Genomic DNA, 22,671 nt, shown 5'->3' on the forward strand with positions numbered 1-22,671 from the left:
GAAAAACTCCGGGCAAAAAAAAAGGACCGGCCCACTGGCCGGTCCCACGTTCGATCAGGTGTTGAATTTGAAGAGCATCACATCACCGTCCTTGACGATGTACTCCTTGCCTTCGTCCCGCGCCTTGCCGGCTTCCTTGGCCGGGGTTTCCCCGCCAAGGGTCACATAGTCGTTGTAGGCAATCGTCTGGGCGCGAATGAAGCCGCGTTCGAAATCCGTATGAATGACGCCTGCGGCGCCTGGAGCCTTGGTGCCCTGTGTGATCGTCCAGGCACGGGTTTCCTTCGGTCCTGCCGTGAAATAGGTGATCAGCCCGAGCAGCTCGTAGCCTGCGCGAATGAGGCGGTCGAGGCCCGGCTCTTCCAGTCCGATCGTGTCGAGAAACTCTTTTTGCTCTTCTTTGTCGAGCTGGGAGATTTCCGCTTCGATTGCTGCCGAAATTACAACGGCCCCGGCACCCTCTGCGGCGGCCTTTTCGGCAACCTTTTCAGACAGGGCGTTGCCTGTGCCCGCAGATTCTTCTTCCACGTTGCAGACATAAAGGACGGGCTTTGAGGTCAGAAGGTTCAGACCGTCGAGGATCTTCTTTTCCTCCGGATCGCTCAGGTCCAGCGTCCGCGCGGGCTTGCCGTCCTGCAGAAGGGCAAGGGCTGCCTCCATGATCGGAACAACGGCCTTTGAGTCCTTGTCGCCGGTGGTTGCCTTTTTCTTCAGCGCCGGCAGGCGGCGCTCAAGGCTTTCCATGTCCGCAACCATCAGTTCGGTTTCTACCGTGTCAGCGTCGGCGATCGGGTCGACCTTGCCCTCCACGTGAGTAATGTCGCCGTCTTCAAAGCAGCGAAGAACGTGAACGATGGCGTCGACTTCACGGATGTTTGCGAGAAACTGGTTGCCCAGGCCTTCACCCTTGGACGCGCCGCGCACCAGACCGGCGATATCCACGAAGGTGATGCGCGTCGGGATGATTTCCTTGGAGCCGGCAATCTTGGCAATCGCATTCAGGCGCGTGTCCGGAACACCAACTTCACCTGTATTCGGCTCAATGGTGCAGAACGGATAGTTCGCTGCCTGTGCTGCTGCGGTCTTGGTGAGCGCGTTGAAGAGCGTGGACTTGCCAACGTTGGGCAGGCCAACGATACCGCACTGGAATCCCATGGGTGGTCGCTTTCGGTTTTGTGTAATCCTGAAGTGTTGCCGCTATGTGCAGGAAGGGCAGGGGAAGGTCAAGAGAGCAGACCTTCCCAAACGCCGAAATTGCCTGTTTGTGGCGGCGCTATTGCAAGCCGGCGCGGTCCAGAATGCCGTATTCGCAGTCCGCACGAACCGGACGGGCCGCAAGGAGCAACTCGGACAGGTCACTGTCCGGCGAGATGTCGCCGTAGATCGAGATCCAGAGCTCGCTGATCAAGGTTCGGCGCCCATCACGTTCGCAGCGGATGCGCACCCGATCGCCGCTTCCCTTGCCAAAGGAGACGTCAAATGCGGCCCGAATGTCCGAAGCGCTGACTTTCTTGCCAATGTTGTCACGGAAGAAATCACCGACCTTCGAGCGATTGACCTGGTTCAGCAAATGAAGGGCATCGTCATAATACTCATCTGCCCCGCCTTCTGCCTGATAGCAGGTCCCGTGTTTGATCCATTCATGGCGATCAAGGTGACTGGCCGCACCCGGCATGGCTGTTTCAAGCGCCGTCCGTGTCTGGCGATCAACTTCCGGCTCCGGCAGTCGGTGCCATGTGCGCGGTGTGTCGAGGCTTTGGACGCTGCCAGGAACGTCACAATATTCTTTCGAGCGGGGTTGCGGCCAAAGCCCGTGGAGTGTCAGCTCGCGAGCTGCCTGAGGCAAGCGCCCATCGTTCAGCTGGCGGCACTCGGTGGTTCGCGACAGGGTTTCGCAGAAGGATGCCTGCCAGTTGAGGGCAAGCAGATTGTTTTTCGAGGCCGGGCTGGGGCGTACTGTTTTTGGAGTGGCAGTTTTGGCGGTGGTCTGAGGTTGTGCCGCCAACCCTGCCCCCTCAAGACTTCCGCAAGAAAGGGCAACCCAGCGCTGGGTCGTTTGCGGAGCTCCAGGAACGACAATCTGCAAACTGTCTCCCCCGGCGCGGTTCAGTCCGAGTGCCTTGTAGCTCTCGCCCGGCTTCAGGGTCACGTTCCCGGGGTTGCTGCGGTTCTTGATGGAGCGAACGGCTTCGCAGGCCTTGCTGGCCACAAAGTCTCCTGAAACCGGCTCAAGCGCCAGGCTGGGGCTCATGGCGCAAAAAATAGCCGCCATACCCACAAAGGAAGCAAGAAATCGGAAATGCAGTCGGGGCGGCTTGGTCATTTTCAGAGCGCGATCCAGCTTGTTTCAGTCAAGGGAGGCAGATGGCTTCCCTCGGATTTTCTAGAGCAAGCGGGCAATGCAATGAAGCTTTTAATGCTGCTCGTGAATTCTATCGATCCGATTGAGGCCGATGCGACCGCTTTTGTGGGGCAAGTATCGTTCAATTCATGGCTTCTGTCGGTCCGGCCGAGCGCACGAGGTGCTTATCTGGGGGAAAGCCCGGGACGTCGTTTTTGGTGCAGAGATGACTGAACTATGATTCCCTTAAGGCAATGAGAGTTGATTCGCGTTGAACACATCGCTTTTCTGGCCGCAGGTGGACCATGCTTCAGATCAACTGCAAGACTGAACAGGACATATTGTCGGAAATCACAGACTATCTGGATGCTTATCAATATTCGATCAGGTCCAATGGCTGTGACTACTACTTGTATCTCAAGGAGCGATCAGCTTTTCCCTGGTCTGCACCCGGCAAGAAGCGCCTGTTCGGTGGGCATCCGCCGTCGTCGGTTCAATATGAACCTGTCGTAACGGCAATACTGGATTATTTTATCGACCGGTGTGCCGTTTCGACCTTCTTCGATATCGGCGCTGAAAGCGGATATTTTTCCTGGGTCGCCTCCAGCCGTGCTGACAGGAAGATCACCAGCCACGCTTTCGAGATGCGTCCTGAGGCCTGTGACCGTATCCGCCAAATGTCAGCCCGGCGCGCGGATTCAGACATTCATGTTCATGCCGCTGCGGTTTCTGATCGGTTTAGCGGAGAAAAGCCAATCTGGTTTTCCATGATGAAGCTGTTCGAGCATGAACCGGAAGCGCACGAATTCAAGGAGAGCTTCTTTACGCGGCTCAAGTTTCGTTTGCGCGGCAAGCTTGGTGTCCGAAGTGCAATTCATCGCACGGAAGCTCGTGTCGATACGATTGACCATTTCACTGAAGCTCGACGCATCATTCCCGATGTCATCAAGATTGATGTTGAAGGCTACGAAGGCAAGGTTGTGCGTGGGGGCTTGAGAACCTTCGCGATGCACAAGCCGATAGTGCTTCTGGAGCTTCACAAATCAAAGCATCTCAAGCGCACGGGAATGACACGCAAGGATGTGGTCAAGCCGCTCTATGACGCGGGGTATACGGGTATCTTCTTCGAGACCCACCATGACCTTGCAGGAGCACGGCCCCGATTTGTTACGGCAGATGACCCGGTTTGGGCTCGGGAAAACACGGATTTCTGCGTGTTTTTCTAATCTGATACAGCTCGTGAGCGTTGATCAGATTGATTTTCAGTCGTTGTTACCAAACAGCTTTTTCAGCATATCCGCCATCGGGCCTGATGTTGGCATGGATGGCGCCTTGCCTTGGCGTGCCTGCCGGATGTGGCTTTGCTGTTTTGGGCTGCCTGATTGCCCGGGCGCATTGGCCTTTGGCTTGTCCGGTGCTGCCGCGTCGGATCCTCGCCGGGCCTTTTCCGGTTGCAGGGCAAGCGTCAGTTTGTTGGAGAACTGGCTGTCCTGTCCTTCGGCCAACATGGCGGCATTTTCTGCGATCATGCGCAGCAATGGATCAACCCAGTCACTGTCTGCTTTCGCGAAGTCGCCGAGCACATAGTTGGAAACCAGTTTCTTGTCGCCAGGATGACCGATGCCGAGCCGTAGGCGACGATAGTCGGTTCCGATGTGAGCGGAGATGGAGCGCAAACCGTTGTGCCCGCCGTGGCCTCCGCCTGTTTTCATCCGGAATTTGGCAGGGGGCAAGTCCAGTTCATCGTAAATGACTACGATGTCGGAAGGGTCTGTCTTGAAGAACCGCATGGCTTCTCCGACCGAGCGGCCGGATTCGTTCATGTATGTGCTTGGTTTCAGCAAAAGGACTTTTTCACTGCCAAGACGGCCCTCGGATACTTGCCCTTGAAAGCGGGCTTTCCAAGGTGTGAACGATGAATGGAGGCGGTGAATTTCGTCAACGGCCATGAAGCCGATGTTATGTCTGTTGTGTTCGTATTTGGATCCGGGATTTCCGAGCCCGACAATCAGGCGCATGGCGCTCTCCGTAAGCTGCAAGGAAATCGAACGCAACAGGTGGAATGCGTTTGCGGGTAAGGGCCCCGCAAACGCCATGGCAGAGAAGTCTTAGTCTTCTTCTTCGCCTTCTTCCTCGGTGTCGTCCTTTTCCTGAACACCAGCGGGAGCCGCGATCGTGGCGATCGTGAAGTCGCGGTCGGTGATGGTCGGATGGACGTTTGCCGGAAGGGTAACGTTGGAGATCTTCAGTGCGTCGCCCGGCTGGGACTTCGCAAGGTCGATTTCCAGAGCTTCCGGAATAGCGTTCGCCGGAACGATCAGTTCAACGGTGTGACGCACGATGTTCAGGACGCCGCCCTTCTTGATACCCGGGCAGATTTCTTCGTTCAGGAAGTGCACCGGTACTTCAACGGTCAGGGTTGTGTCCTTGCCGATACGCAGGAAGTCGACATGCAGGATGTCGTCACGAACCGGGTGAAGCTGGTAGTCCTTGGCAATAACCTGATGCTTCTTGCCGTCCACTTCGATAACACCGATGTGGGTCATGAAACCGCCCTTGTGCAGGGTAAGTGTGGTTTCCTTGATCGGCACAGCGATCGGCAGGGCAGGTTGTTTGTCACCATAGATAACGGCAGGAAGAAGGCCTTCGCGACGCAGTGCCCGTGCAGCCCCCTTGCCCACACGGTCCCGTGCCGACGCCTTCAGCTCATAGCTGGCAGCCATGGCAAAACTCCTTTAGTGTCATGATTGGGTCGGCGATTGTCGGCAGTTCAAGCCACCGGCTTTCGGTATCGACCCATTGTGCGCCTCCTCCAGGGGTGCAGGCGCAGCGCGCGTATAGCGGAAAACCCTTGGCGACGCAAGTTGCTCGGGAGATTTCCGGCCTTTGCGTCACCAGGTCAGCCCAGAAGACGCTTGGACGTATCTTCTTCAAAGCTTGTGTCCATCTTCTTGGCAAAGGATTGCCGCCAGTTTTCTGCGAGCTGCGGCAGCTCTGCAAGGTCACGCGCAATCTGGGGATCAAGGCGAGGATCAAACCTTGCGGCAATTACCTTTTTCAAGGGCCACTGGTCACAGGGACGTTCAACCAGTGCCATATCATCGCCCGTCTCAATGACACCTTCTTCCAGAACCCTGAAATACCAGCCGGTCTTCTGTGTCCGTTGAAAGGAGGGAGCCATGGCGGGAATGCCAGTGTGGAGATTGAGTTTCCAGCACGGCTGGCGACCGAGAGACACCTGAACGCGCGCTGTACCGAGTGAAAAGACATCGCCGACATGCGTGTTCTCTTCGTTCAGGCCAAATGCGCTGATGTTTTCGCCAAAGCAACCGGGAACGAATTCAAACGCGGCATCTGGAAAGGTTTCGGCCCAGTGGGCATGATGATCCGCGCTGTAGAAGTGAAGCGCTTTTTCCGGCCCTCCGTGGACGCTGAGGTCTGCCTGGCTGTCGCCAACAAGGCCAGTCCGTGAGACGTTGATCTTGCCGGCAAGCGCTTGCTTGCGAATAGCGGATGGTGCCTTGCCTTCCCAGCGGGTCTCGGGTGTTCCGCCAAAAAGGCCGATGATGCGAGCGCAAAGTTCCAAAATAATCTCCAAATGAAAAAGGCGGCCAATTCGGCCGCCTCGTTTTCGCATGTGTTGGCAATCAGTGGAACAGGCTGGAAACAGATTTTTCCAGGGCTGTCCGGTTGATGGCCTCGCCGATCAGCGGCGCAATCGAGATCGCGCGAATGTTCGGTGCGGCGATGATGGCTGCCGTCGGCTCGATGGAATTGGTGATGACCAGTTCCTTCAGCTTGGACGAGGTCACGCGAGCAACCGCACCGCCGGACAGAACGCCGTGGGTGATATAAGCCGTCACCGACTTTGCGCCTTTGGACAGAAGAGCTTCCGCCGCATTGCAGAGCGTTCCACCACTGTCGACGATGTCGTCAACGAGGATACAATCGAAGCCCTTCACATCACCGATGATGTTCATGACTTCTGATTCTCCAGGCTTGTCACGACGCTTGTCGACGATGGAGAGCGGAGCCTCGATGCGCTTTGCCAGCGCGCGGGCACGAACCACGCCGCCAACATCCGGAGACACAACCATGACATTGTCGGTCGCGTAGCGTTCCTTGATGTCGCGGGTCATGACCGGTGCGGCAAAAAGGTTGTCGGTCGGGATGTCGAAGAAGCCCTGAATCTGGCCTGCGTGCAGGTCCAGCGTCAGAATGCGGTCTGCACCGGCTTCGGTGATCAGGTTGGCAACCAGCTTTGCGGAGATCGGCGTACGGCCGGACGCGCGGCGATCCTGACGGGCATAACCGAAATAGGGAATGACTGCCGTGATGCGGCGGGCGGATGACCGGCGAAGGGCGTCGATGATGATCAACAGCTCCATCAGATGGTCATTGGCCGGATAGCTTGTTGGCTGGACGACGAAGACGTCTTCACCGCGAACGTTTTCCTGGATCTCCACGAAGATTTCCTGGTCCGCAAAACGGCGAACCTGACACTTGGCCAGCGGAACATCCAGGTACTTGGAGATTTCCTCAGCGAGGGCTCTATTTGAATTGCCCGCGACGATTTTCATAAGCCGCAAGTCCTTCTGGCGCGACACCGGGTGAGGAGCGACAAGATCGCGGTCTCAAAGTACCCGGCTTGGGTCGAATGTAAGTGGTGCTGGCTAACGAAAGGGATTCCGTTTGACCGGTAGCGGCGGCGTTGTACCAACCGCTTTGCAAAAGGACAACCACGACAGTCGCCGAACTGAAAAGAATCTTAAAATCCTTCAAGCGCGGCGGATGTCAGCCCGGTTGCATCAGGAGCGGTTCACCCATGAATGAATTTCGACGATCGCCCGCTGCGCAATGCGCTGCAGGGTGCCAGCGTCGACCACTGCCCAAGGGTCCCCGGAGGTTCCGCCGATCGTTTCAGAGCCTTGCAGACGGTTTACCCGCCGACCATTGGCATCAACGATGTCGAAGACATAGAAAACGGTGGTTGAAGACGAATCTCCGGTGGAGGAGAGGTAGCCGTTGATCCGATAGGTTGCCTTTGCGTTCTGGCGGCGAACCAGAACCAGGCCCTCCCGACCCGCAGCTGCCCCAAGTTCCGAGGACAGCTCGTCGGCCCTGTTGGCGGGCATGCCGGTGATCGGTTCAAACGCGAAGGTTGCCTCGCTTGCGGGCACAGACGGAGCTGGCGTCGCTGCGACCGTCGGTGTCTGGGTGATGCCAACAGGCGGGCGCGGATCGGACTGGCAAGCGGCCAGACCAAGCGCCACCACCATCGCTGCGCAGAGCTGCAGCTTTCCGGACAGGGGTCTTGCGATGGTGAACTGCATTGGGATCTCGCTGGTTGGCTGTAGCAGGGCGTGTGATTTGCGAAAAGGGTATGCCAAATAAATACGGGTTGCGTCTAGCCCGACTTGATTTCGAGGTCGAGAGGAAGGCGCGACAAGGCTTCCGGCCCGGTTTCCGTAACCAGATAGGTCTGGCCGAGCGTCATGGCGGTTTCGCTGACCGAATCCATCAGGATCATGTGCATGAACAACACCATGTTGGGAGCCAGAACAGCTGGATTGCCCTTGTAGGCCATTGGCCGGTCCATCCAGCTGGGCGCAAAGCGGGCCCCAAGCGAATATCCGCAGGAGTTCAGGCGATGAGGCATCATGTCGAGCGCGTCCAGCGTCTGGGCATGGGCTTCAAAGAGATCCCCCATGGTCTTGCCGGGAATGAGCATCTTTTCGACCTCGGCAAGAGCAGAGCGACAGGCAGCATACATCTCTGTGTGGCGGGCCGTCGGCTGGCCAACGATCACGGTGCGCATGGCCGCTGAATGGTAGTGGCGATACACCCCGGCCCATTCGAGCGTGATCTGGTCGTTTTCTTCCAGCACGCGGCTGCCGCTCTTATATCGACATAAGAGCGCATCGCGGCCCGAGCCGACAACATATTCGTTTGCCGGATAATCGCCGCCGCCGTCAAGAACTGCGGACTGCATTGCCGCCAATATGGCATCTTCCCGCGCGCCCGGTCGGATTTCCGCAAGGCCGGCATCATGAGCGTGATCGGCAAGTTCAGTTGCCTTTCGAACATAGACGAGCTCTTCAGGGCTCTTGATCGCGCGCAAGGTCGGGATAATGGCAGATGCATCGCTCAGGTCTGCGAAGCTGTTCATCTCCTGTTGAAGCTCCAGCGCAATCTTGCCTGTCATTCCGTGGGTTTCGTATTCTACCCCGATCCGGGTTCCCAGGAGATCAAGCTCGAAAAGCAGGTCTTTCAACTGTCCGATGGGGCTGGCTTCACCCCGGTCAATCCATACGCGAATGTCCGGAATGTTGGATGTGTGACTTGCCTGCCGGAGATCGGCAGCGCGGGCCAGAAGGGTTTTGGACCCGTCTGCGCGGAAGATCAGGCACTGGAAGAAACAAAAACCGAATGTATCATAACCGGTTAGCCAGTACATGCTCTCCTGCGCGAACAGCAAGAGCGCATCCAGCTTTTCTTCCTGCATTCGTTTCAGGAGCTTGTCAGACCGTGCCGTAAATTCACGCTCGGTAAAATGCAGCGCCACGGTCAGGCCTCCTTGATCATGATTGCAGATATCTGGCGGCCATAGTCAGGCTCATTGCGATGGGTAGTCCGCCGGTAGGAGAAAAACCGTTCTTCGTCGCAATAGGTGCAAAGCCCAATGTCTCCGGCGATTGAAACTCCGGCGGTTTCAAGCTGCAGGCGGATGAATGCTGGGAGATTGAACATGTAATGGTCCGGTTTTTCGGATACGTTGAAAAACCGGGTATAACCGGAATTAGCGTCCAGAAACCGCTCATGGAATTCCGGCCCAACCTCATAGGCTGCTTGCGAAATGGTGGGCCCTAGGATGGCCGAAATGCGGCCCCGGCGGGCGCCAAGGGCTTCCATGGCGCTTATTGTATTCTGCAGAATGCCGCCAATTGCACCCTTCCAGCCGGCATGGGCGGCGCCAACGACGCCTGCTTCGGCATCAGCAAAGAGCACCGGTCCGCAATCGGCAGTCAGGATGCCGATGGCCAGTCCCTTTTGGTTCGTCACCAGTGCGTCTGCCTTGCGATCGTCGTTCTCGGAAAACGGTTCGGCCAGGGTGATCACATCGGCGGAATGGATCTGGTACGGCGTTGCGAGACGATCGGCTTCCGTGCCCAATGCGTTTGCGATCCTCTTGCGGTTTTCCAACACTTTGTCCCGGTCGTCGTTCGATCCGAGGCCGACATTTCGCGAGGCATAGATGCCGTCCGACACTCCGCCTTGCCGGGTAAAGAAGCCATGCACTATTCCGGGTTTCTCGAGCGCATCCGCCTTGATCATGTTGGCCTCTCGGTTTGAATGCATCTGGATGATCAGGTTGGTCGTCAGGATTTGTCAAATGGATGCAGCGGAACTGCTGCCCGGGTAATTGCGAGGACCTTGAAAAGGTCGCCCATCTGATCGGGCGCTGCAAGCCGTTCAACCGCATTGCGAATGGCGTCCTGCGCTTCAGTATCCTTGCCTGACCCAAGCGATCCGGCACGCTCCAGGAGCCCCATTTTCAACAGAAAGTCGCCTTGGGTGAGGGGTGGGTGCGGATGGGCGCCAGCATTCTTAGCCGCTCGGGCCAAAGCCTCGAAATTCACATGCGCTGTCAGATCAGCCTTGCCGGGGTGTGCCAGAACATCGTCATACGCATGTTTGTAGAGGGCCTGCAGCGTGTCACCGGGGGCGGTTTTCAGATAGCCATAGTCGATGAACAGCGCCAGACCGCCGAACCGGGAAATGCGCTCGGCAATTTCCTCGCAAATGGCATTTGCTGCGGGCTGGGTTTCGAGAATTGCGCCCTCGGGCGCTCCTTGCGCCGAGAAGGGGATCGCGCCGGCTGGAAGCTGGCCGTTGCCAAGGCCGAATGTCAGGGCTCCCTTGTCGTCCATACCAACCATTCTTTCGTGCCAGTTTTCGCCTGCCTTGACATACTGATGGATGGGCAGGGCATCGAAAAACTCGTTTGCGACAACGATCAATGGACCGTCCGGAACATCAGCAAACGTATCCCGATGGATAGGCCGCAAAGGGCTTTGGCGCAGGGTTTCCCGCTGCTTTTCCCGCAGTCTCTCACTGGTTTCGGCCAGGTTGAGATTGGCGTTCTGCAAAAAGTCCGGACGCAGAGAGGCTACACGGAGCATATCTGCCATGAGTGTCCCGCGACCAGGACCAAGTTCCACCAGCTGAAAGGGCTCAAATATTCCGAGAGTTTCGGCAGATTGCAGGCAAAATGCACCGATCAGTTCGCCGAAGATCTGGCTGATTTCCGGTGCGGTTATGAAATCTCCAGCGGTCCCGAAGGGTTCCTGCTGCATGTAGTATCCGGCCTTGGGGTCACCGAGGCAGGACGCCATGTATTCAGCCACGGTGATCGGGCCTGTCGCAGAAATCCTTGCTTTCAGCTGATCAAGCAGCGGGGAAGTCATGCTGAAGCTGCCGCCTTGCGGGACGACCACACCATCAGGGCAATACCGGCCAGCATCATGGGCAACGAGAGCACCATGCCCATGGTCAGGAAGCCGCTGAGATAGCCGATATGCGCATCCGGCTCCCGGTAGAACTCGACGAAGCTGCGGGCAAGGCCATAGCCAAAGGCAAAGGCACCGGCGATAAAGCCCGGCTTTTTCAAAAGCTCGAACCGGTGCGACAAAACACGCAGGATCAGGAAGAGCGCGAGCCCTTCAAGAGCGGCTTCATAAAGCTGGGTTGGGTGTCTTGGGTCTGGACCACCGCCCGGAAAGATGAAGGCCCACGGCATATCGGAAGGGCGTCCCCACAATTCGGCATTGATGAAATTGGCGATCCTGCCAAAGAAAAGACCGATGGGAGCCGCGCAGCCTGCGAGATCGAAGAGGGTCCAGATGGAGACACCGCGTGTGTAGGCGAAGAGCAGCATGGCCAGAACCGTGCCCAGAAAACCGCCGTGAAAAGACATGCCCCCTGTCCAGACAGCGAGGATTTCGCCCGGATTGGCCAGATAGTAGGTCGGATTGTAGAACAGAACGTACCCGAGCCGCCCGCCTACAATGATGCCGAGCGTTCCCCAGAGCACGAAATCATCGAGGTCCAGCGGGGTCGGGCGGTGCGTTGTCCCCCACAGCCTGTCATTCAGCACAAGAATGCGCATGTAGCGCCATGCGAGCAGAATACCGGCAATATAGGCCAGTGCGTACCAGCGAATGGCCAATGGACCAACCTCGATCAGGACCGGGTCTATCGCCGGAAACGGCAGAACAAGCAGTGGTGTCAAGGCAAATCCCCGGGTCCGTTAGGCTCTGGCAACTGGTCAACTGTGGCCAGACGCTTGCCCAACCAGGTTGCCCGCGTCAAGGGCTGGCGCAAGAATACGGTTGGGAAAGCCGGGTTTGCCTTGAACTTCGGGTCAAAGGCACATACGTGTCTTGCACAATGTTCGGCACGTTTAAGGAGCGTCCCATGACCCAGGGCCCAAATCGGATTCTCGATGATTTTGCGAAACTCATGACGGATGCCGCAGGTGTGGCACAGGGCGCACGCCGCGAAGTGGAAACCGCATTCAGAGCTCAGGCCGAGCGTTTCCTGTCCGACATGGACGTCGTATCGCGCGAAGAGCATGAAGCTGTGAAGGAAATGGCCGTTCGCGCGCTTGATCGTGTGGAAGAACTGGAGGCGCGGCTGGAAGCGCTTGAGAAAAAGTCTGCGTAATCAAGAGAAAAGATTGCGCGGGTGACGAAGCGGGAAAAGGCCCCGTTTCTGCGGAAACCTATGATTAATGATGTGCGGATGTTGTGCTCGTCCACAACTTTCCTTCAGAACTAATGCACTGGTCGCTATCGCTTTTTTCTGTCATGCTCCTATAATTCTCTTTAACGGGGATTCGTCGGAGCACCGAAGGAATCGCGTTATTCGGAAGGTTGCTCCACCACCTTGGGACCTGCCCGAGGGCCGCAACCGGCTCATGCCCGGCCAAGGCTTTCCGGCTCGAAAGGGAGACGGCTCATGAGCCTTATCGAACTTGAATTCGAGCGACCAGACAATCCCGTCGATGCAATCGAGACTGTTGCTGCGTTGAACGACTGGGCCTTTGAACGGTCGGGCGACGACGAGATCACGATTTCCATCGAGGGAAACTGGTGTGATTATCATGTGTCCTTCTCCTGGATGGAAGATGTGGAAGCCCTGCATCTTGCCGTGGCCTTTGATCTGAAGGTTCTGGATCCCCGCAAGACCGAAATCGTCCGCTTGCTGGCGCTGGTCAACGAGCAGCTCTGGATGGGGCATTTCGACCTTTGGAACTCTGAAGGTGTGGTGATGTTCCGCCAGTCTTTGCTGCTGGCAGGCGGTGCCGAGCCGAGTTCCGCGCAGATCGAAGGCATGCTGGCAAATGCCCTGGAAAACTGCGAAAGGTACTATCAGGCTTTCCAGTTCGTTGTCTGGGCTGGAAAGACGGCCGACGAGGCGATCGAGATATCATTGTTTGAAACTGCAGGAGAGGCATGACCTTTTCAAAAGAGCGCCCCTTTCTTCTGGTGGGGGCGGGCAAAATGGGCGGCGCTATGCTGTCCGGCTGGATGGCTGAGGGGTTGGACCCCTCGGCCATTGTCGTTAGTGACCCGGGACCACCCGAGGAAGTGCGGGACCTTCTGGCGACGCACGGTATCCGCCTTGTCGACCAACCGCCGACGGATATTCGTCCGGCGCTCGTCATGATTGCCGTCAAACCGCAGCTCATGGACGTGGTACTGCCGGGGCTGGCTTCGGTGGTTGCTGCTGATACGCTTGTCCTGTCTGTTGCTGCCGGTACGCCGGTGGCAACATTTGAGGCAGCCTTTGGCAAGGTTCCGATTGTTCGGGCCATGCCGAACACGCCTGCCATGGTGAAACGCGGGATCACAGCGGCTTATGCCACAGGGGCGGCCTCATCGGAGCAGCGGGATCTTGTCACGACGCTGCTAAGTTCGGTTGGTCAGGTCGTCTGGCTGACGGCAGAAGAGCAGATCGATTTTGTTACCGGCGTTAGCGGCTCCGGTCCTGCCTATATCTTCTGGCTGGCTGAATGCCTGGCCAAGGCGGGCGAGGATGTGGGGTTGCCGACCGACCTTGCCGAGCAACTGGCCTTTGCAACGGTTACCGGGGCCGGGGAACTGATGCATCAGTCCGGCACGCATCCGTCCACCTTGCGCAAGAATGTTACCTCGCCAAACGGCACGACGGCGGCGGCGCTTGCGGTGCTGATGGCCGATGACGGAATGGAACCCCTGCTTCGCGACGCTGTAAGGGCAGCCGTGCGGCGGGCAGGCGAATTGGCCGGATAAACCGGAACAAGCTGCTCAGGCGGAAGACCACGAACTCCGCCTGACGCCTATTGCCGCAGTTTCTTCTCTTTTGTCGTGTATCGCCCTATCTTGTCTTCAAACGCAGGAGGTGATCATGGCGACCGTCAAAACCCAGCAGAAGATACTCGATAGTTTTCTCGATCTTCTGGCGGAGACTTCCTATGCGGAGGTGAAGCCGGCGCTCCTCGCAGCGCGGGCTGGCGTGAAGATGTCGGTTCTGCGGGACTGTTTTCCGTCCAAACGGTCCCTCGTTGAAGCCTTCGCCAGCCGGATCGACCGTGCTGTTCTTGATGAACAGGCCGGGGACATGGACGATCAGCCGCCACGCGATCGTTTGTTTGACGTTCTGATGACCCGGATCGACACCCTTGCTCCTCACAAGGGGGCTGTGGGTGCGCTGATGAAGACCATGCGCTCTGATCCGATGCTTGCGCTGGAGGTTAACCCCATAGCGGTTCGCTCCCAGCGCTGGATGCTGGAAGCTGCCGGGATAGACGCATCCGGTCTTAGAGGTCAGATCATCGCGCAGGGCGTTGCCGTTGCCTTTGCCCGCGTTATCGATGTCTGGCTTCGGGAAGAGGACGAAGGCATGCCGCGCACCATGGCTGCTCTCGACAAGGAGCTTGATCGCGGAGAAGGCTTTGTTCGCATGCTTGACCGTGCCGGGAAACTGACGGGCCTTGTTGCTACTGCCGGTGACATGTTGCGTCGACGGTCTCGCCGTGAGCGGGACTGGGAAACCGATGACTGGGGCAATGTCGTTCCCGAAGAAGCCAAGACTGACGAAGACGGCAAGACGGTCCATTGACCCTCAAACAGCCTGTTTCAATCATCCCGGAATGTCTGCTGTTGCAGACAGCTCGTCGTTCGGCAAGACTGGGTGGTGAGAAGATGGTCGAGCAGGAACAGGCTTGTGAGCGAACAAATTGCATTTGATGATTTTCTGAAAGTGGATGTCCGGGTTGGCCGGGTGATCGAGGCCGAGGAGTTTCCTGAAGCACGAAAACCGGCCTTCAAGATGAAGATCGATTTTGGACCGGAGATCGGCGTCAAGAAGACGTCCGCGCAAATCACGAAGAATTACCGGCTTGATGAGCTGGTTGGCATGCATGTCATGGCCGTGGTCAATTTTCCGCCCCGCCAGATCGGACCGGTTATGTCCGAAGTTCTGACCCTCGGTGTTCCGGACGCGGATGGGGAAGTGGTCCTGCTGACGCCCGACAAGGAAGTCCCCATTGGCGGGCGCCTCTACTGATCAGCTGCGTGCTTCAGACGGGAACGCGAACACGGGCACGCAAGCCGCCCAACGGGCTGTCTTCCAGATAGATTTCGCCGCCATGGGAGCGGGCGATGTCTCGGGCAATCGACAGGCCGAGTCCGCTGCCGGATACATTGAGGTTTCTGGATTGATCCAGACGCTGGAATGCCCTTAATGCGGTCTCGCGTTCGTTCGCCGGAATTCCCGGTCCATTGTCATCGACAGTCACCGTCAGCCAGCCATTCTCGACCATGCCCTGAACCTTGATGGTGGTGGCAAACTTGGCGGCGTTGGTGACCAGATTGGACAGGCAGCGTTTGAAGGCAATGCGGCGCAAATTGATTTGCGCGTCACCTTCAAACCGGGCGGTGACGTTGTAGCCGGAAATTTCCGCCTCTTCCTCAATCTCTTCCAGCAACAGGCCGATATCGGTTGTCTCGACGATTTCGTCCACATCGCCACGAGCAAAGGCGAGATAATCCTCCAGCATGTGGGTCATCTCGTCCACATCCTTGCGCATGGCCTCGCTCTCCTGATTGTCTCCAAAGAGGGCCAGCTGCAGCCGAAAGCGGGTCAGGATCGTTCGAAGGTCATGGCTCACACCGGCGAGCATCGTCGTTCGCTGCTCCATCTGCCGCTCGATACGTCGCCGCATCTCGATGAAGGCCTGAGCTGCCTGTCGGACTTCCCTGGCACCGCTTGGACGAAAGCTCTGCACGGGTCGCCCGAGGCCGAAATTTTCGGCCGCATCCGCCAGTCGGACGATTGGTCTGATCTGGTTTCGGAGAAACAACATGGCGATGAAGATCAGCACCATGGAGGTCGAGAACATCCAGACCAGAAAGATATGAGAGTTGGAGGCGAAGGTCTGGCTCCGGCGGGCAAAGACGCGCAGGATTTCGTTTTCCAGCTGAATGCGGATTTCGACAAAGCGCGATTGTCCAACCGTATCCACCCAGAACGGCTTGCCGATCTGCTGGCCAATTGCCCGGCTCAAGCCTTGGTCGATGACATCGAAATAGGGTTTGGGCGCAGGTGGGGGGAGGGGCTCCAGCGGCATGAGGCTGAGCGACAGACCCAGTGTGCTGGCCGCGAGGGTTTCAACCTTCTGGTGATCCTTGTCCTGCGGAAAGTTTTCCAGAATGTAGACCACGGCGGCAATGTCCCGGACAACCGCGTCCGACATGCGCTGGGAGACCAGATCGTAATGGCGCTCCATGAAAACGATCACCAGCACCGATTGCAGCAACAGGATCGGAACCACGATGATCAGAAGGGCCCTCGTGTAGAGGCCCTTTGGCATATAGCGGTAAATCAGTCGCGAGGCCCGGCGGTAGGCAAGCATGGTCGGCCGAACCGGGAAGGAGGACCGGATTTTTTCGATCAGGCTTTCAACTACGCCCATCTTCTGCCCTGCATCCCTGTTTTCCAACTCAGAGGTCAATCGCAGGCCAACCTGTATCCGATGCCTCGCACGGTTTGAAGATAAACCGGGTTGCCGGGATCCTTTTCGATCTTGCGGCGCAGGCGGTTGATCTGGACATCGACAGTCCGCTCGCCAAGGCCGCTGTCGTCTCCAACGATCTTGTGACGGGGAACCGTCGCGCCCGGTTGTTCGGCGAATATGGATAGGATCTGCTTTTCGCGATCCGTCAGGCGGATGGCAGCATCCCCGTTTCGAAGTTCTCCGCGCGTCGGCACATACACATAGGGGCCGAATTTGATCTCGGACGCGACATGCGGCTGCTTGGGTCCACCGCGGCGCAGGATTGCGGAAATGCGCAGGAGCAACTCCTTCGGCTCAAAAGGCTTGGCCAGATAGTCGTCAGCGCCTACTTCCAGCCCGGCAATTCTGTCCGTTGCATCCGATCGCGCAGTCAGCATCAAGATCGGGACATCGGAGTGACCGCGCAGCCAGCTTGCCATCTCAAGGCCGGTTTCGCCCGGCATCATCACATCGAGGATAATGAGGTCAAACGACAGTCCCGCGAGACAGGTCCGCGCCTCCTGAGCGCTTCCTGCTGATGTGACCCTGTATCCACTTTCGGCCAGCAGCCTGCTCAACAAGCTCCTGATCCGCTGATCATCATCGACGAGCAGGAGGTGGCTGGCGTTATCATCGGGAACCGGTGCGTTCATTGTCCGTCTTGTTCCGTGTGTTGCAGCATGCCGTTCAGGTCGGGCCGCTGTGTCAGATCAAGGTCAGGCCCGACATTGATCAGGTTCGCGACCTCCCGGCGGGCAGTGGCGTCAATCATTTGAAACAAAAACTGTTTCACGGTGTCGGTTGTGCCATTTGGAAGGTCCTTTATGGCACGATCAAGGCGCTCGGTCTGCAGTCGGGCAAGCCGCACAGCGAGCTCATGACCCTTGTTGGTTGTGTGAAGAAGCCTCTGGCGCCGGTCAATCGCGCCAGCCCGCTGTTCAATGAAGTCGTCGTCCACCAATTGCTTGAGCACACGGCCAAGGCTTTGTTTGGTGATCTTCAGGATACCCAACAGGTCAGTCACCATGATGCCGGGATGCCGGTCGACGAAATGCAGAACACGGTGATGGGCGCGCCCGAAACCGTATTGCGCAAGCACGTCATCGGGGTCGGAGGTGAACTCCCGATAGGCAAAAAACAGCAGCTCGATCAGGTCGTAGGGAACCACCTGTGTCGGCTGAGGGGCCGAGGTCAGTTGGCCCTGTTCCAATGTCGTCGTCTCTTTCATTCCGCTCCCTGCAGAAACTCGCACGAAATTTATGTCAGCTATATTGACTTATTTTGGATCGATTGTTACTGATAACGTGTCTTGGGCGAAATGATCGGTCTTATTGGTCTGGTTTTGCGCATTTGCGTTACAACGAATCCTTTTTTGGCCTTTCCGTTCAGACAAAGATACCGGGACTTGGCTCACCGTGCAAAACACGGGTTTGATGTCTGGCGGCACGGTCGCCGGGTCGCATTCTGGTTCCTGAGCGTAACATATGAATTCGTCCCGAAGAGAACGGGCGGGAGAGACTACGATGAGCGGCTTGCCTTTTGACCAGCTTGAAGGAGAAATTTGGTATGATGGCGCTTATGTGCCGTGGGCGGATGCCAAGCTCCATGTGCTGAGTCACGGCTTGCATTATGGCAGCAGTGTTTTTGAAGGCGAGCGCGCTTATGGCGGCCGCATCTTCAAGTCCGAAGAGCACACAACCCGCCTGCATGCGTCTGCCCGCGAAGTCGGTTTCGAAATCCCCTTCACCGAAGCACAGATCAATCAGGCCAAGGAAGATTTGCTCAAGCGCATGAACCTGGTTGATGCCTATATTCGTCCGGTCGCCTGGCGCGGCAGCGAGATGATGGGCATCTCTGCGCAGAAGAACACCATTCACCTGGCGATCGCCGCATGGGAATGGCCGAGCTACTTCGATCCGGCACAAAAGCTCAAGGGCCTGCGTCTGGACATGGCCCAGTACCGGCGCCCGGACCCGCGCACGGCGCCCTACAAGGCAAAGGCAGCTGGTCTTTACATGATCTGCACCATCTCCAAGCATGAAGCCGAACGCAAAGGCTATGCGGATGCGCTGATGCTGGACTACCGGGGTCAGATTGCCGAGGCGACCGGTGCAAACGTCTTCTTCATCAAGGATGGCCAGATCCATACGCCGAAGCCTGATTGCTTCCTCGACGGCATCACCCGCCGCACTGTTATTGACCTTGCCCGCGCTCGTGGCATCGAGGTCATTGAACGTGCGATGCAGCCTGAAGAAATGGAAGGCTTCGAACAGTGCTTCCTGACCGGGACAGCCGCGGAAGTCACTCCGGTCTCCGAGATCGGGTCTTATTCGTTCGAGGTTGGTGCCATCACCAAGACCTTGATGGAAGACTATGCTGCTGCAGTGAACCCGAATGGCCAGCTGAAGGCTGCGGTTGCCTGATCCTGCGTATCAGCGATGTCACGAAACAAATTGGCGGGCATTTGGCCCGCCTTTTTTATTTGGCCGGGTTCTGGGCCTGAAACAGTTTGCCGTTTTCGGCGTAAAGCACTGCCAGAAACCCGCCTATCCCGTAGAGCGTATAGGCAAGGGCGAGGGGCTGGATGGTCCCGTCGAACATTTGACCCATGGCAAAGCCGAGAGTCGCGCCGCCGAGCGTCGTCACAAATCCGATCACGGATGAGGCTGTTCCGGCGATTGCGCCCAGCGGTTCCATTGCCATCGCGTTGAAGTTTGGCCCGATAAAGCCAAAACTCGCCATGACCCCTGCGCAGAGCAACACAAAGACCCAGAAATCCTGAACGCCCAGAAGGGCGAGGACCAACATCAGGAAGCCGAAGAAGGTGTAGGACAGGGTTGCCAGATGCGACAGGCGGCGCATTCCCAGTCGTTCCACAAGACGGGAATTCGTGAACGAGGCAAAGGACATGGCGATTGCAATGGATGCAAAAACGACGGGAAACAGTGTGCCAAGTTCAAAAATGTCGACGAAGATCTGCTGCGACATGGTGATGAACGAGAAAAGGCCGCCGAATACGAAGGTCATGGCCAGCATGTATCCCAGACTGATCCGGTTGGTGAGAACCTTCGAGTAGCTGGACAGAATTGCTCCAGCCTGAAGCTTCTGGCGGCGTTCTGCCGGCAAGGTCTCAGGCAGGCGCACAAAGCACCAGATGAACAGGACCAGCCCCGCCAGCAGCAGGGTCGAAAAGATCCAATGCCAGTCAGCGACCAGAAGGATCACTTGGCCAATGGAGGGGGCAATGATCGGAACTGCCATGAACACCATCATGATCAGCGACATGACCTTGCCCATCTGCCGTCCGGAATAGCTGTCACGAACAAGTGATACCGCAACAACGCGGGTCGCCGCGCAACCAACACCTTGAATGAAGCGGGCGATCAGAAGATGATCCAGCGTGTCGGCAAACAGGCATCCGATGCTGGCGAGGGAATACAGGAACAGCCCGCCGAGGAGAATTTTCCGCCGACCCAGAGCGTCGGAGATCGGTCCGAAAAACAACTGGGCAACACCGAAACCAATCATGTAGGCGATCAGGACCTGCTGGCGGTCGTTCTCGTTCACGATATCGAAGGCTTTGCCGATGTCCGGAAGGGCCGGAAGCATGATGTCCATGGCCAGGGCGTTCAGCGCCATCAGCGCTGCAACGACAATCACGAATTCCAGAAACAACATGCCCGGGTGCGGCGCAGCCCCCGAACCCTGACTGCCATCCTTGCGCGGTGAAGCATCGGCGCTCACGAAAAGTCCTTTCAAAACAAAATGACCGGCAACCCAGAGGATGCCGGTGGCCGGTCTTCAAGATCGGCTTTGGAAACGTCCGTCGGTCAGCTCTGGTCCCAGCGGGTCAGAGCTTCCTCGTCATGGTCCTTTGCGTCCACCCAGCCCTTGTCGCCACCTGCTTTCAGGTGTTCCTTCTTCCAGAAGGGGGCGCGGGTTTTCAGAAAGTCCATCAGATAGTTGGCTGCATCGAAAGCGGCTTGCCGGTGAGCAGATGCTGCGATGACCAGTACGATGTTTTCGCCGGGCGCGATCTTGCCGTGACGGTGGATGACCGTCAGGCCTGTCAGCGACCAGCGCTGGGCTGCCTGCCTTGCGATGCGGGTGATTTCCGCCTCAGCCATTCCCGGGTAATGCTCAAGCTCAAGTGCCGACAACTGGCCACCTTCATCCCGGCAAAGGCCGGTGAAAGTCACCACCGCCCCGATGTCAAAGCGGTCTGCAGTGAGTTTTCCGGTCTCGGCCGTCAGATCGAAGTTGTCTGCCTGAACGCGGACTGTCGGCTCGATCGCCATTGTTTCAGCCCCCGGTCATCGGCGGGAAAAAGGCAACTTCCCTTGCGCCTGCGATCAGGGCATCGTGCTCGACATGCTCCTGATCAATGGCAACGCGAATGGCATTTGCCTCTTCAAAGGCCGCAGCATGGTTGTCATCGATGGTTGCCAGATAGGCGATAAGGTCGGCAACGGTCTTCACTGTTTCAGGCGGGGAGAGGGTTTCTTCTTCCCGTCCGGCCTTTTCGCGAACCCAGGCAAAATATCGAATGATCACGGCGTTGTGCTTTCTCTTATGGTCGGGAGCAAGCCTGCACCCGGTTGATCAATTCTCGATCAGATGCCCGATACCCGCCCGGAAATAGTCGTAGCCTGTATATAGTGTCAGGACTGCTGCAATCCATAAGGCCGTCAGTCCGGCGAGGGAGGTGCCCGGAATGACTGCATCTCCGGCAGGTCCAGCCACCAGTAATGCCACCGCAATCAGCTGTACGGTCGTTTTCCACTTGGCCAGTTGTGTCACCGGGACACTGACCCGTAACTCGGCGAGGAATTCGCGCAGGCCCGACACCAGTATTTCGCGGCACAAGATAATGTTGGCGGCCACCAGTGACCATCCGCCAATGGTTCCATCTGCCGCCAGCATCAAAAGACAAACGGCAACAAGCAGCTTGTCGGCGATCGGGTCGAGCATGCGTCCCAGCGCAGATTGTTGCTGCCAGGCGCGCGCCAGATAGCCGTCAAAGAAATCGGTGATTGCCGCAACCACAAAAAGAGCGAAAGCAATCCAGCGTGCCGTGTGTCCCTCGAAATAGAAACAGGCCGCGACAGCCGGGACGGCCGCTATGCGCCCATATGTCAGGAGGTTGGGCAGGCTGAGCGCTACGTTTCTTTTCATCTAGTCCGGTATTTCAGTCTGGTGGCTGGCGATGCAAGGCGATACCTGCTTGCGGTGACAGTGAAACGCTGAACCAAGCCTTGGGACAGCTGTTCCCCAAGCCCTTTCTAGCGTGCCACCATCTTCAAGTGAAGATCGAATCTCCCTGCTGGTCGATCATCACCTTGGCTTTTCTGACCATATGGGTAGCGGCTTCGTCTTCGCTCGGCATTGTGTCCGCGCGCACGAAGACATGAACCTTCCGCTCTTCGCCGGCGTCCTTTTCGATCCGTCCTGCAACTTGCCACTGGCCACCCGCCGGGCGTGGTTCGGCAATGATCTCGTAGCCTTCGTAAAGTTCCGCCGGTCTGGAAGACCCCTTCTTGCCGGATCCATCGCCAGAACCGAACAGGCCCTTGAGGAGTTTGCCAATCATTTTGCCACCTTCGCCGTTGTCTCGTCATTTGCCGGTGCTGCCTCGCGGCGCAGCTGGCGTTTGCTCCAGTGATGGCGGCACAGGGAAACGTAGGTGTCGTTGCCTCCGATCACGACCTGATTGCCTTCCTCGGCGAACCGTCCGTTCTCGTCCAGCCGTGCAACCATCGTCGCCTTGCGTCCGCACCAGCAGATTGTCTTGATTTCCTTCAGATTGTCCGCAATTGCAAGCAGTGCGGCACTTCCGGGGAATAGCTTGCCTTGAAAATCGGTTCGAAGACCAAAGCACATGACCGGCACTCTGAGTTGATCTGCAACCCTCGCCAGCTGCCACACCTGCTCTTCTGTCAGGAATTGCGCCTCGTCGACAAAGACGGCATGAACCGGTTTTTCGTCCATCGTGCGTGCCACATGCTCGAATATGTCGTCGGCCGATCCGAAGATTTCCGCATCCGACCCAAGGCCGATGCGTGAGGCGATCCGCCCCTTGCCCGCGCGATCATCAATGGCGGCGATCATGAGCAGCGTGTTCATGCCGCGTTCGACGTAATTGTAGGACGCCTGCAGGAGAACCGTCGACTTGCCGGCATTCATCGAGGAGTAGTTGAAATAGAGCTTGGCCATTTTGTTTTTCTTTAGT

27 protein-coding genes are annotated in these 22,671 nt (G+C 57.4%); 7 read left to right on the forward strand and 20 right to left on the reverse strand.

Going from position 1 to position 22,671, the window contains the following annotated elements:
* Positions 1-54 precede the first annotated feature (54 nt).
* Together ychF and F0155_RS07640 are read right to left on the reverse strand one after the other, a co-directional pair.
* Positions 55-1,155 carry a redox-regulated ATPase YchF gene (ychF, locus tag F0155_RS07635; protein WP_150523909.1) on the reverse strand — a complete coding sequence of 367 codons (1,101 nt, stop codon included), beginning with the start codon at positions 1,153-1,155 and terminating at the stop codon, positions 55-57.
* A 118-nt stretch (positions 1,156-1,273) separates the two neighbouring features.
* Positions 1,274-2,251 carry a ribonuclease T2 family protein gene (locus F0155_RS07640; RefSeq protein ID WP_161599770.1) on the reverse strand — a complete coding sequence of 326 codons (978 nt, stop codon included), beginning with the start codon at positions 2,249-2,251 and terminating at the stop codon, positions 1,274-1,276.
* Positions 2,252-2,646: 395 nt separating this feature from the next.
* Here F0155_RS07640 and F0155_RS07645 point away from each other — a divergent pair, with 395 nt between their 5' ends.
* Positions 2,647-3,567, forward strand: coding sequence for an FkbM family methyltransferase (locus F0155_RS07645; protein WP_150523911.1), 921 nt, complete (start codon positions 2,647-2,649; stop codon positions 3,565-3,567).
* Between the two features lie 36 nt (positions 3,568-3,603).
* On the opposite strand, the gene pth is transcribed toward F0155_RS07645, so the two are convergent.
* The 9 genes from pth to lgt all read right to left on the reverse strand — a co-directional run bounded on the left by pth (position 3,604) and on the right by lgt (position 11,633).
* A complete protein-coding gene (pth, locus tag F0155_RS07650; RefSeq protein ID WP_150523912.1) occupies positions 3,604-4,359 on the reverse strand; it encodes an aminoacyl-tRNA hydrolase in 756 nt (251 codons plus the stop codon).
* A gap of 90 nt (positions 4,360-4,449) precedes the next feature.
* A complete protein-coding gene (locus F0155_RS07655; RefSeq protein ID WP_150523913.1) occupies positions 4,450-5,064 on the reverse strand; it encodes a 50S ribosomal protein L25/general stress protein Ctc in 615 nt (204 codons plus the stop codon).
* Between the two features lie 176 nt (positions 5,065-5,240).
* The gene (locus F0155_RS07660) at positions 5,241-5,927 is read right to left on the reverse strand and encodes an MOSC domain-containing protein (RefSeq protein WP_244303479.1); all 687 of its coding nucleotides are present in this window, start codon (positions 5,925-5,927) and stop codon (positions 5,241-5,243) included.
* Between the two features lie 61 nt (positions 5,928-5,988).
* Positions 5,989-6,921 (reverse strand): ribose-phosphate pyrophosphokinase, encoded by a 933-nt coding sequence (locus F0155_RS07665; protein ID WP_150523915.1) that lies wholly within the window; start codon positions 6,919-6,921, stop codon positions 5,989-5,991.
* 228 nt (positions 6,922-7,149) lie between these two features.
* Entirely contained in the window at positions 7,150-7,674 is a 525-nt protein-coding gene (locus F0155_RS07670) for a hypothetical protein (protein ID WP_150523916.1), read from the reverse strand.
* A 74-nt stretch (positions 7,675-7,748) separates the two neighbouring features.
* A complete protein-coding gene (locus F0155_RS07675; protein WP_150523917.1) occupies positions 7,749-8,906 on the reverse strand; it encodes a M24 family metallopeptidase in 1,158 nt (385 codons plus the stop codon).
* A gap of 2 nt (positions 8,907-8,908) precedes the next feature.
* Complete coding sequence (gene pgeF / locus F0155_RS07680; RefSeq protein ID WP_150523918.1) at positions 8,909-9,676, reverse strand: peptidoglycan editing factor PgeF; 768 nt, start codon at positions 9,674-9,676, stop codon at positions 8,909-8,911.
* 44 nt (positions 9,677-9,720) lie between these two features.
* The gene (locus tag F0155_RS07685) at positions 9,721-10,809 is read right to left on the reverse strand and encodes a class I SAM-dependent methyltransferase (RefSeq protein WP_150523919.1); all 1,089 of its coding nucleotides are present in this window, start codon (positions 10,807-10,809) and stop codon (positions 9,721-9,723) included.
* Positions 10,806-11,633 (reverse strand): prolipoprotein diacylglyceryl transferase, encoded by an 828-nt coding sequence (lgt, locus tag F0155_RS07690; RefSeq protein WP_244303480.1) that lies wholly within the window; start codon positions 11,631-11,633, stop codon positions 10,806-10,808. The genes F0155_RS07685 and lgt overlap by 4 nt, the downstream gene beginning before the upstream one ends.
* A 185-nt stretch (positions 11,634-11,818) precedes the next feature.
* On the opposite strand from lgt, the gene F0155_RS07695 reads away from it, so the two are divergent.
* From F0155_RS07695 to F0155_RS07715, 5 genes are all read left to right on the forward strand, one after another.
* Entirely contained in the window at positions 11,819-12,067 is a 249-nt protein-coding gene (locus tag F0155_RS07695) for an accessory factor UbiK family protein (RefSeq protein ID WP_150523920.1), read from the forward strand.
* A gap of 294 nt (positions 12,068-12,361) precedes the next feature.
* Positions 12,362-12,862 (forward strand): type III secretion system chaperone family protein, encoded by a 501-nt coding sequence (locus F0155_RS07700; protein WP_150523921.1) that lies wholly within the window; start codon positions 12,362-12,364, stop codon positions 12,860-12,862.
* A complete protein-coding gene (gene proC, locus F0155_RS07705) occupies positions 12,859-13,677 on the forward strand; it encodes a pyrroline-5-carboxylate reductase (protein ID WP_150523922.1) in 819 nt (272 codons plus the stop codon). Before F0155_RS07700 ends, proC begins: the two co-directional genes overlap by 4 nt.
* 115 nt (positions 13,678-13,792) lie before the next feature.
* Positions 13,793-14,506, forward strand: a complete 714-nt coding sequence (locus tag F0155_RS07710) for a TetR/AcrR family transcriptional regulator (RefSeq protein WP_150523923.1) — start codon at positions 13,793-13,795, stop codon at positions 14,504-14,506.
* 105 nt (positions 14,507-14,611) lie between these two features.
* A complete protein-coding gene (locus F0155_RS07715) occupies positions 14,612-14,953 on the forward strand; it encodes a tRNA-binding protein (protein WP_150523924.1) in 342 nt (113 codons plus the stop codon).
* 13 nt (positions 14,954-14,966) lie between these two features.
* Here F0155_RS07715 and F0155_RS07720 read toward each other — a convergent pair whose 3' ends face one another.
* From F0155_RS07720 to F0155_RS07730, 3 genes are all read right to left on the reverse strand, one after another.
* The gene (locus tag F0155_RS07720) at positions 14,967-16,301 is read right to left on the reverse strand and encodes an ATP-binding protein (RefSeq protein WP_150524044.1); all 1,335 of its coding nucleotides are present in this window, start codon (positions 16,299-16,301) and stop codon (positions 14,967-14,969) included.
* 95 nt (positions 16,302-16,396) lie between these two features.
* Positions 16,397-17,095: a response regulator gene (locus F0155_RS07725; RefSeq protein WP_150523925.1), complete on the reverse strand. Its 699-nt coding sequence runs from the start codon at positions 17,093-17,095 to the stop codon at positions 16,397-16,399.
* On the reverse strand, positions 17,092-17,670 hold the full coding sequence (locus F0155_RS07730; protein WP_208999173.1) for a MarR family winged helix-turn-helix transcriptional regulator: 579 nt from the start codon (positions 17,668-17,670) through the stop codon (positions 17,092-17,094). The genes F0155_RS07725 and F0155_RS07730 overlap by 4 nt, the downstream gene beginning before the upstream one ends.
* A 295-nt stretch (positions 17,671-17,965) precedes the next feature.
* On the opposite strand from F0155_RS07730, the gene F0155_RS07735 reads away from it, so the two are divergent.
* Positions 17,966-18,865 (forward strand): branched-chain amino acid aminotransferase, encoded by a 900-nt coding sequence (locus F0155_RS07735; RefSeq protein WP_150523926.1) that lies wholly within the window; start codon positions 17,966-17,968, stop codon positions 18,863-18,865.
* Positions 18,866-18,920: 55 nt separating this feature from the next.
* Here the strand turns inward: F0155_RS07735 and F0155_RS07740 are convergent, their stop codons facing one another.
* The 6 genes from F0155_RS07740 to F0155_RS07765 form a co-directional block, all read right to left on the reverse strand.
* The gene (locus F0155_RS07740) at positions 18,921-20,186 is read right to left on the reverse strand and encodes a multidrug effflux MFS transporter (RefSeq protein WP_425299914.1); all 1,266 of its coding nucleotides are present in this window, start codon (positions 20,184-20,186) and stop codon (positions 18,921-18,923) included.
* 86 nt (positions 20,187-20,272) lie between these two features.
* Positions 20,273-20,740 (reverse strand): molybdenum cofactor biosynthesis protein MoaE, encoded by a 468-nt coding sequence (locus F0155_RS07745; RefSeq protein ID WP_150523927.1) that lies wholly within the window; start codon positions 20,738-20,740, stop codon positions 20,273-20,275.
* 4 nt (positions 20,741-20,744) lie between these two features.
* Positions 20,745-20,996 carry a molybdopterin converting factor subunit 1 gene (gene moaD / locus F0155_RS07750; RefSeq protein WP_150523928.1) on the reverse strand — a complete coding sequence of 84 codons (252 nt, stop codon included), beginning with the start codon at positions 20,994-20,996 and terminating at the stop codon, positions 20,745-20,747.
* A 48-nt stretch (positions 20,997-21,044) separates the two neighbouring features.
* Positions 21,045-21,617, reverse strand: coding sequence for a CDP-diacylglycerol--glycerol-3-phosphate 3-phosphatidyltransferase (gene pgsA / locus F0155_RS07755; protein ID WP_150523929.1), 573 nt, complete (start codon positions 21,615-21,617; stop codon positions 21,045-21,047).
* Between the two features lie 124 nt (positions 21,618-21,741).
* Positions 21,742-22,032, reverse strand: a complete 291-nt coding sequence (locus F0155_RS07760) for an HlyU family transcriptional regulator (RefSeq protein ID WP_150523930.1) — start codon at positions 22,030-22,032, stop codon at positions 21,742-21,744.
* On the reverse strand, positions 22,029-22,655 hold the full coding sequence (locus F0155_RS07765; protein ID WP_150523931.1) for a thymidine kinase: 627 nt from the start codon (positions 22,653-22,655) through the stop codon (positions 22,029-22,031). The genes F0155_RS07760 and F0155_RS07765 overlap by 4 nt, the downstream gene beginning before the upstream one ends.
* Positions 22,656-22,671: the final 16 nt, after the last annotated feature.

It is taken from the genome of Roseibium sediminis (assembly GCF_008711325.1).
Lineage (GTDB): Bacteria > Pseudomonadota > Alphaproteobacteria > Rhizobiales > Stappiaceae > Roseibium > Roseibium sediminis.

Coding starts and splice junctions, on each gene's coding strand:
- ychF (WP_150523909.1), bottom strand. CDS start 1,155: ATGGGATTCCAGTGCGGTATCGTTGGCCTGCCCAACGTTGGCAAGTCC.
- pgeF (WP_150523918.1), bottom strand. CDS start 9,676: ATGATCAAGGCGGATGCGCTCGAGAAACCCGGAATAGTGCATGGCTTC.
- F0155_RS07760 (WP_150523930.1), bottom strand. CDS start 22,032: ATGATTGGCAAACTCCTCAAGGGCCTGTTCGGTTCTGGCGATGGATCC.
- F0155_RS07685 (WP_150523919.1), bottom strand. CDS start 10,809: ATGACTTCCCCGCTGCTTGATCAGCTGAAAGCAAGGATTTCTGCGACA.
- F0155_RS07640 (WP_161599770.1), bottom strand. CDS start 2,251: ATGAGCCCCAGCCTGGCGCTTGAGCCGGTTTCAGGAGACTTTGTGGCC.
- proC (WP_150523922.1), top strand. CDS start 12,859: ATGACCTTTTCAAAAGAGCGCCCCTTTCTTCTGGTGGGGGCGGGCAAA.
- F0155_RS07670 (WP_150523916.1), bottom strand. CDS start 7,674: ATGCAGTTCACCATCGCAAGACCCCTGTCCGGAAAGCTGCAGCTCTGC.
- pth (WP_150523912.1), bottom strand. CDS start 4,359: ATGCGCCTGATTGTCGGGCTCGGAAATCCCGGATCCAAATACGAACAC.
- F0155_RS07655 (WP_150523913.1), bottom strand. CDS start 5,064: ATGGCTGCCAGCTATGAGCTGAAGGCGTCGGCACGGGACCGTGTGGGC.
- F0155_RS07665 (WP_150523915.1), bottom strand. CDS start 6,921: ATGAAAATCGTCGCGGGCAATTCAAATAGAGCCCTCGCTGAGGAAATC.
- F0155_RS07730 (WP_208999173.1), bottom strand. CDS start 17,670: ATGAAAGAGACGACGACATTGGAACAGGGCCAACTGACCTCGGCCCCT.
- F0155_RS07695 (WP_150523920.1), top strand. CDS start 11,819: ATGACCCAGGGCCCAAATCGGATTCTCGATGATTTTGCGAAACTCATG.
- F0155_RS07765 (WP_150523931.1), bottom strand. CDS start 22,655: ATGGCCAAGCTCTATTTCAACTACTCCTCGATGAATGCCGGCAAGTCG.
- F0155_RS07725 (WP_150523925.1), bottom strand. CDS start 17,095: ATGAACGCACCGGTTCCCGATGATAACGCCAGCCACCTCCTGCTCGTC.
- F0155_RS07700 (WP_150523921.1), top strand. CDS start 12,362: ATGAGCCTTATCGAACTTGAATTCGAGCGACCAGACAATCCCGTCGAT.
- F0155_RS07710 (WP_150523923.1), top strand. CDS start 13,793: ATGGCGACCGTCAAAACCCAGCAGAAGATACTCGATAGTTTTCTCGAT.
- F0155_RS07645 (WP_150523911.1), top strand. CDS start 2,647: ATGCTTCAGATCAACTGCAAGACTGAACAGGACATATTGTCGGAAATC.
- F0155_RS07720 (WP_150524044.1), bottom strand. CDS start 16,301: ATGCTTGCCTACCGCCGGGCCTCGCGACTGATTTACCGCTATATGCCA.
- pgsA (WP_150523929.1), bottom strand. CDS start 21,617: ATGAAAAGAAACGTAGCGCTCAGCCTGCCCAACCTCCTGACATATGGG.
- F0155_RS07735 (WP_150523926.1), top strand. CDS start 17,966: ATGAGCGGCTTGCCTTTTGACCAGCTTGAAGGAGAAATTTGGTATGAT.
- F0155_RS07745 (WP_150523927.1), bottom strand. CDS start 20,740: ATGGCGATCGAGCCGACAGTCCGCGTTCAGGCAGACAACTTCGATCTG.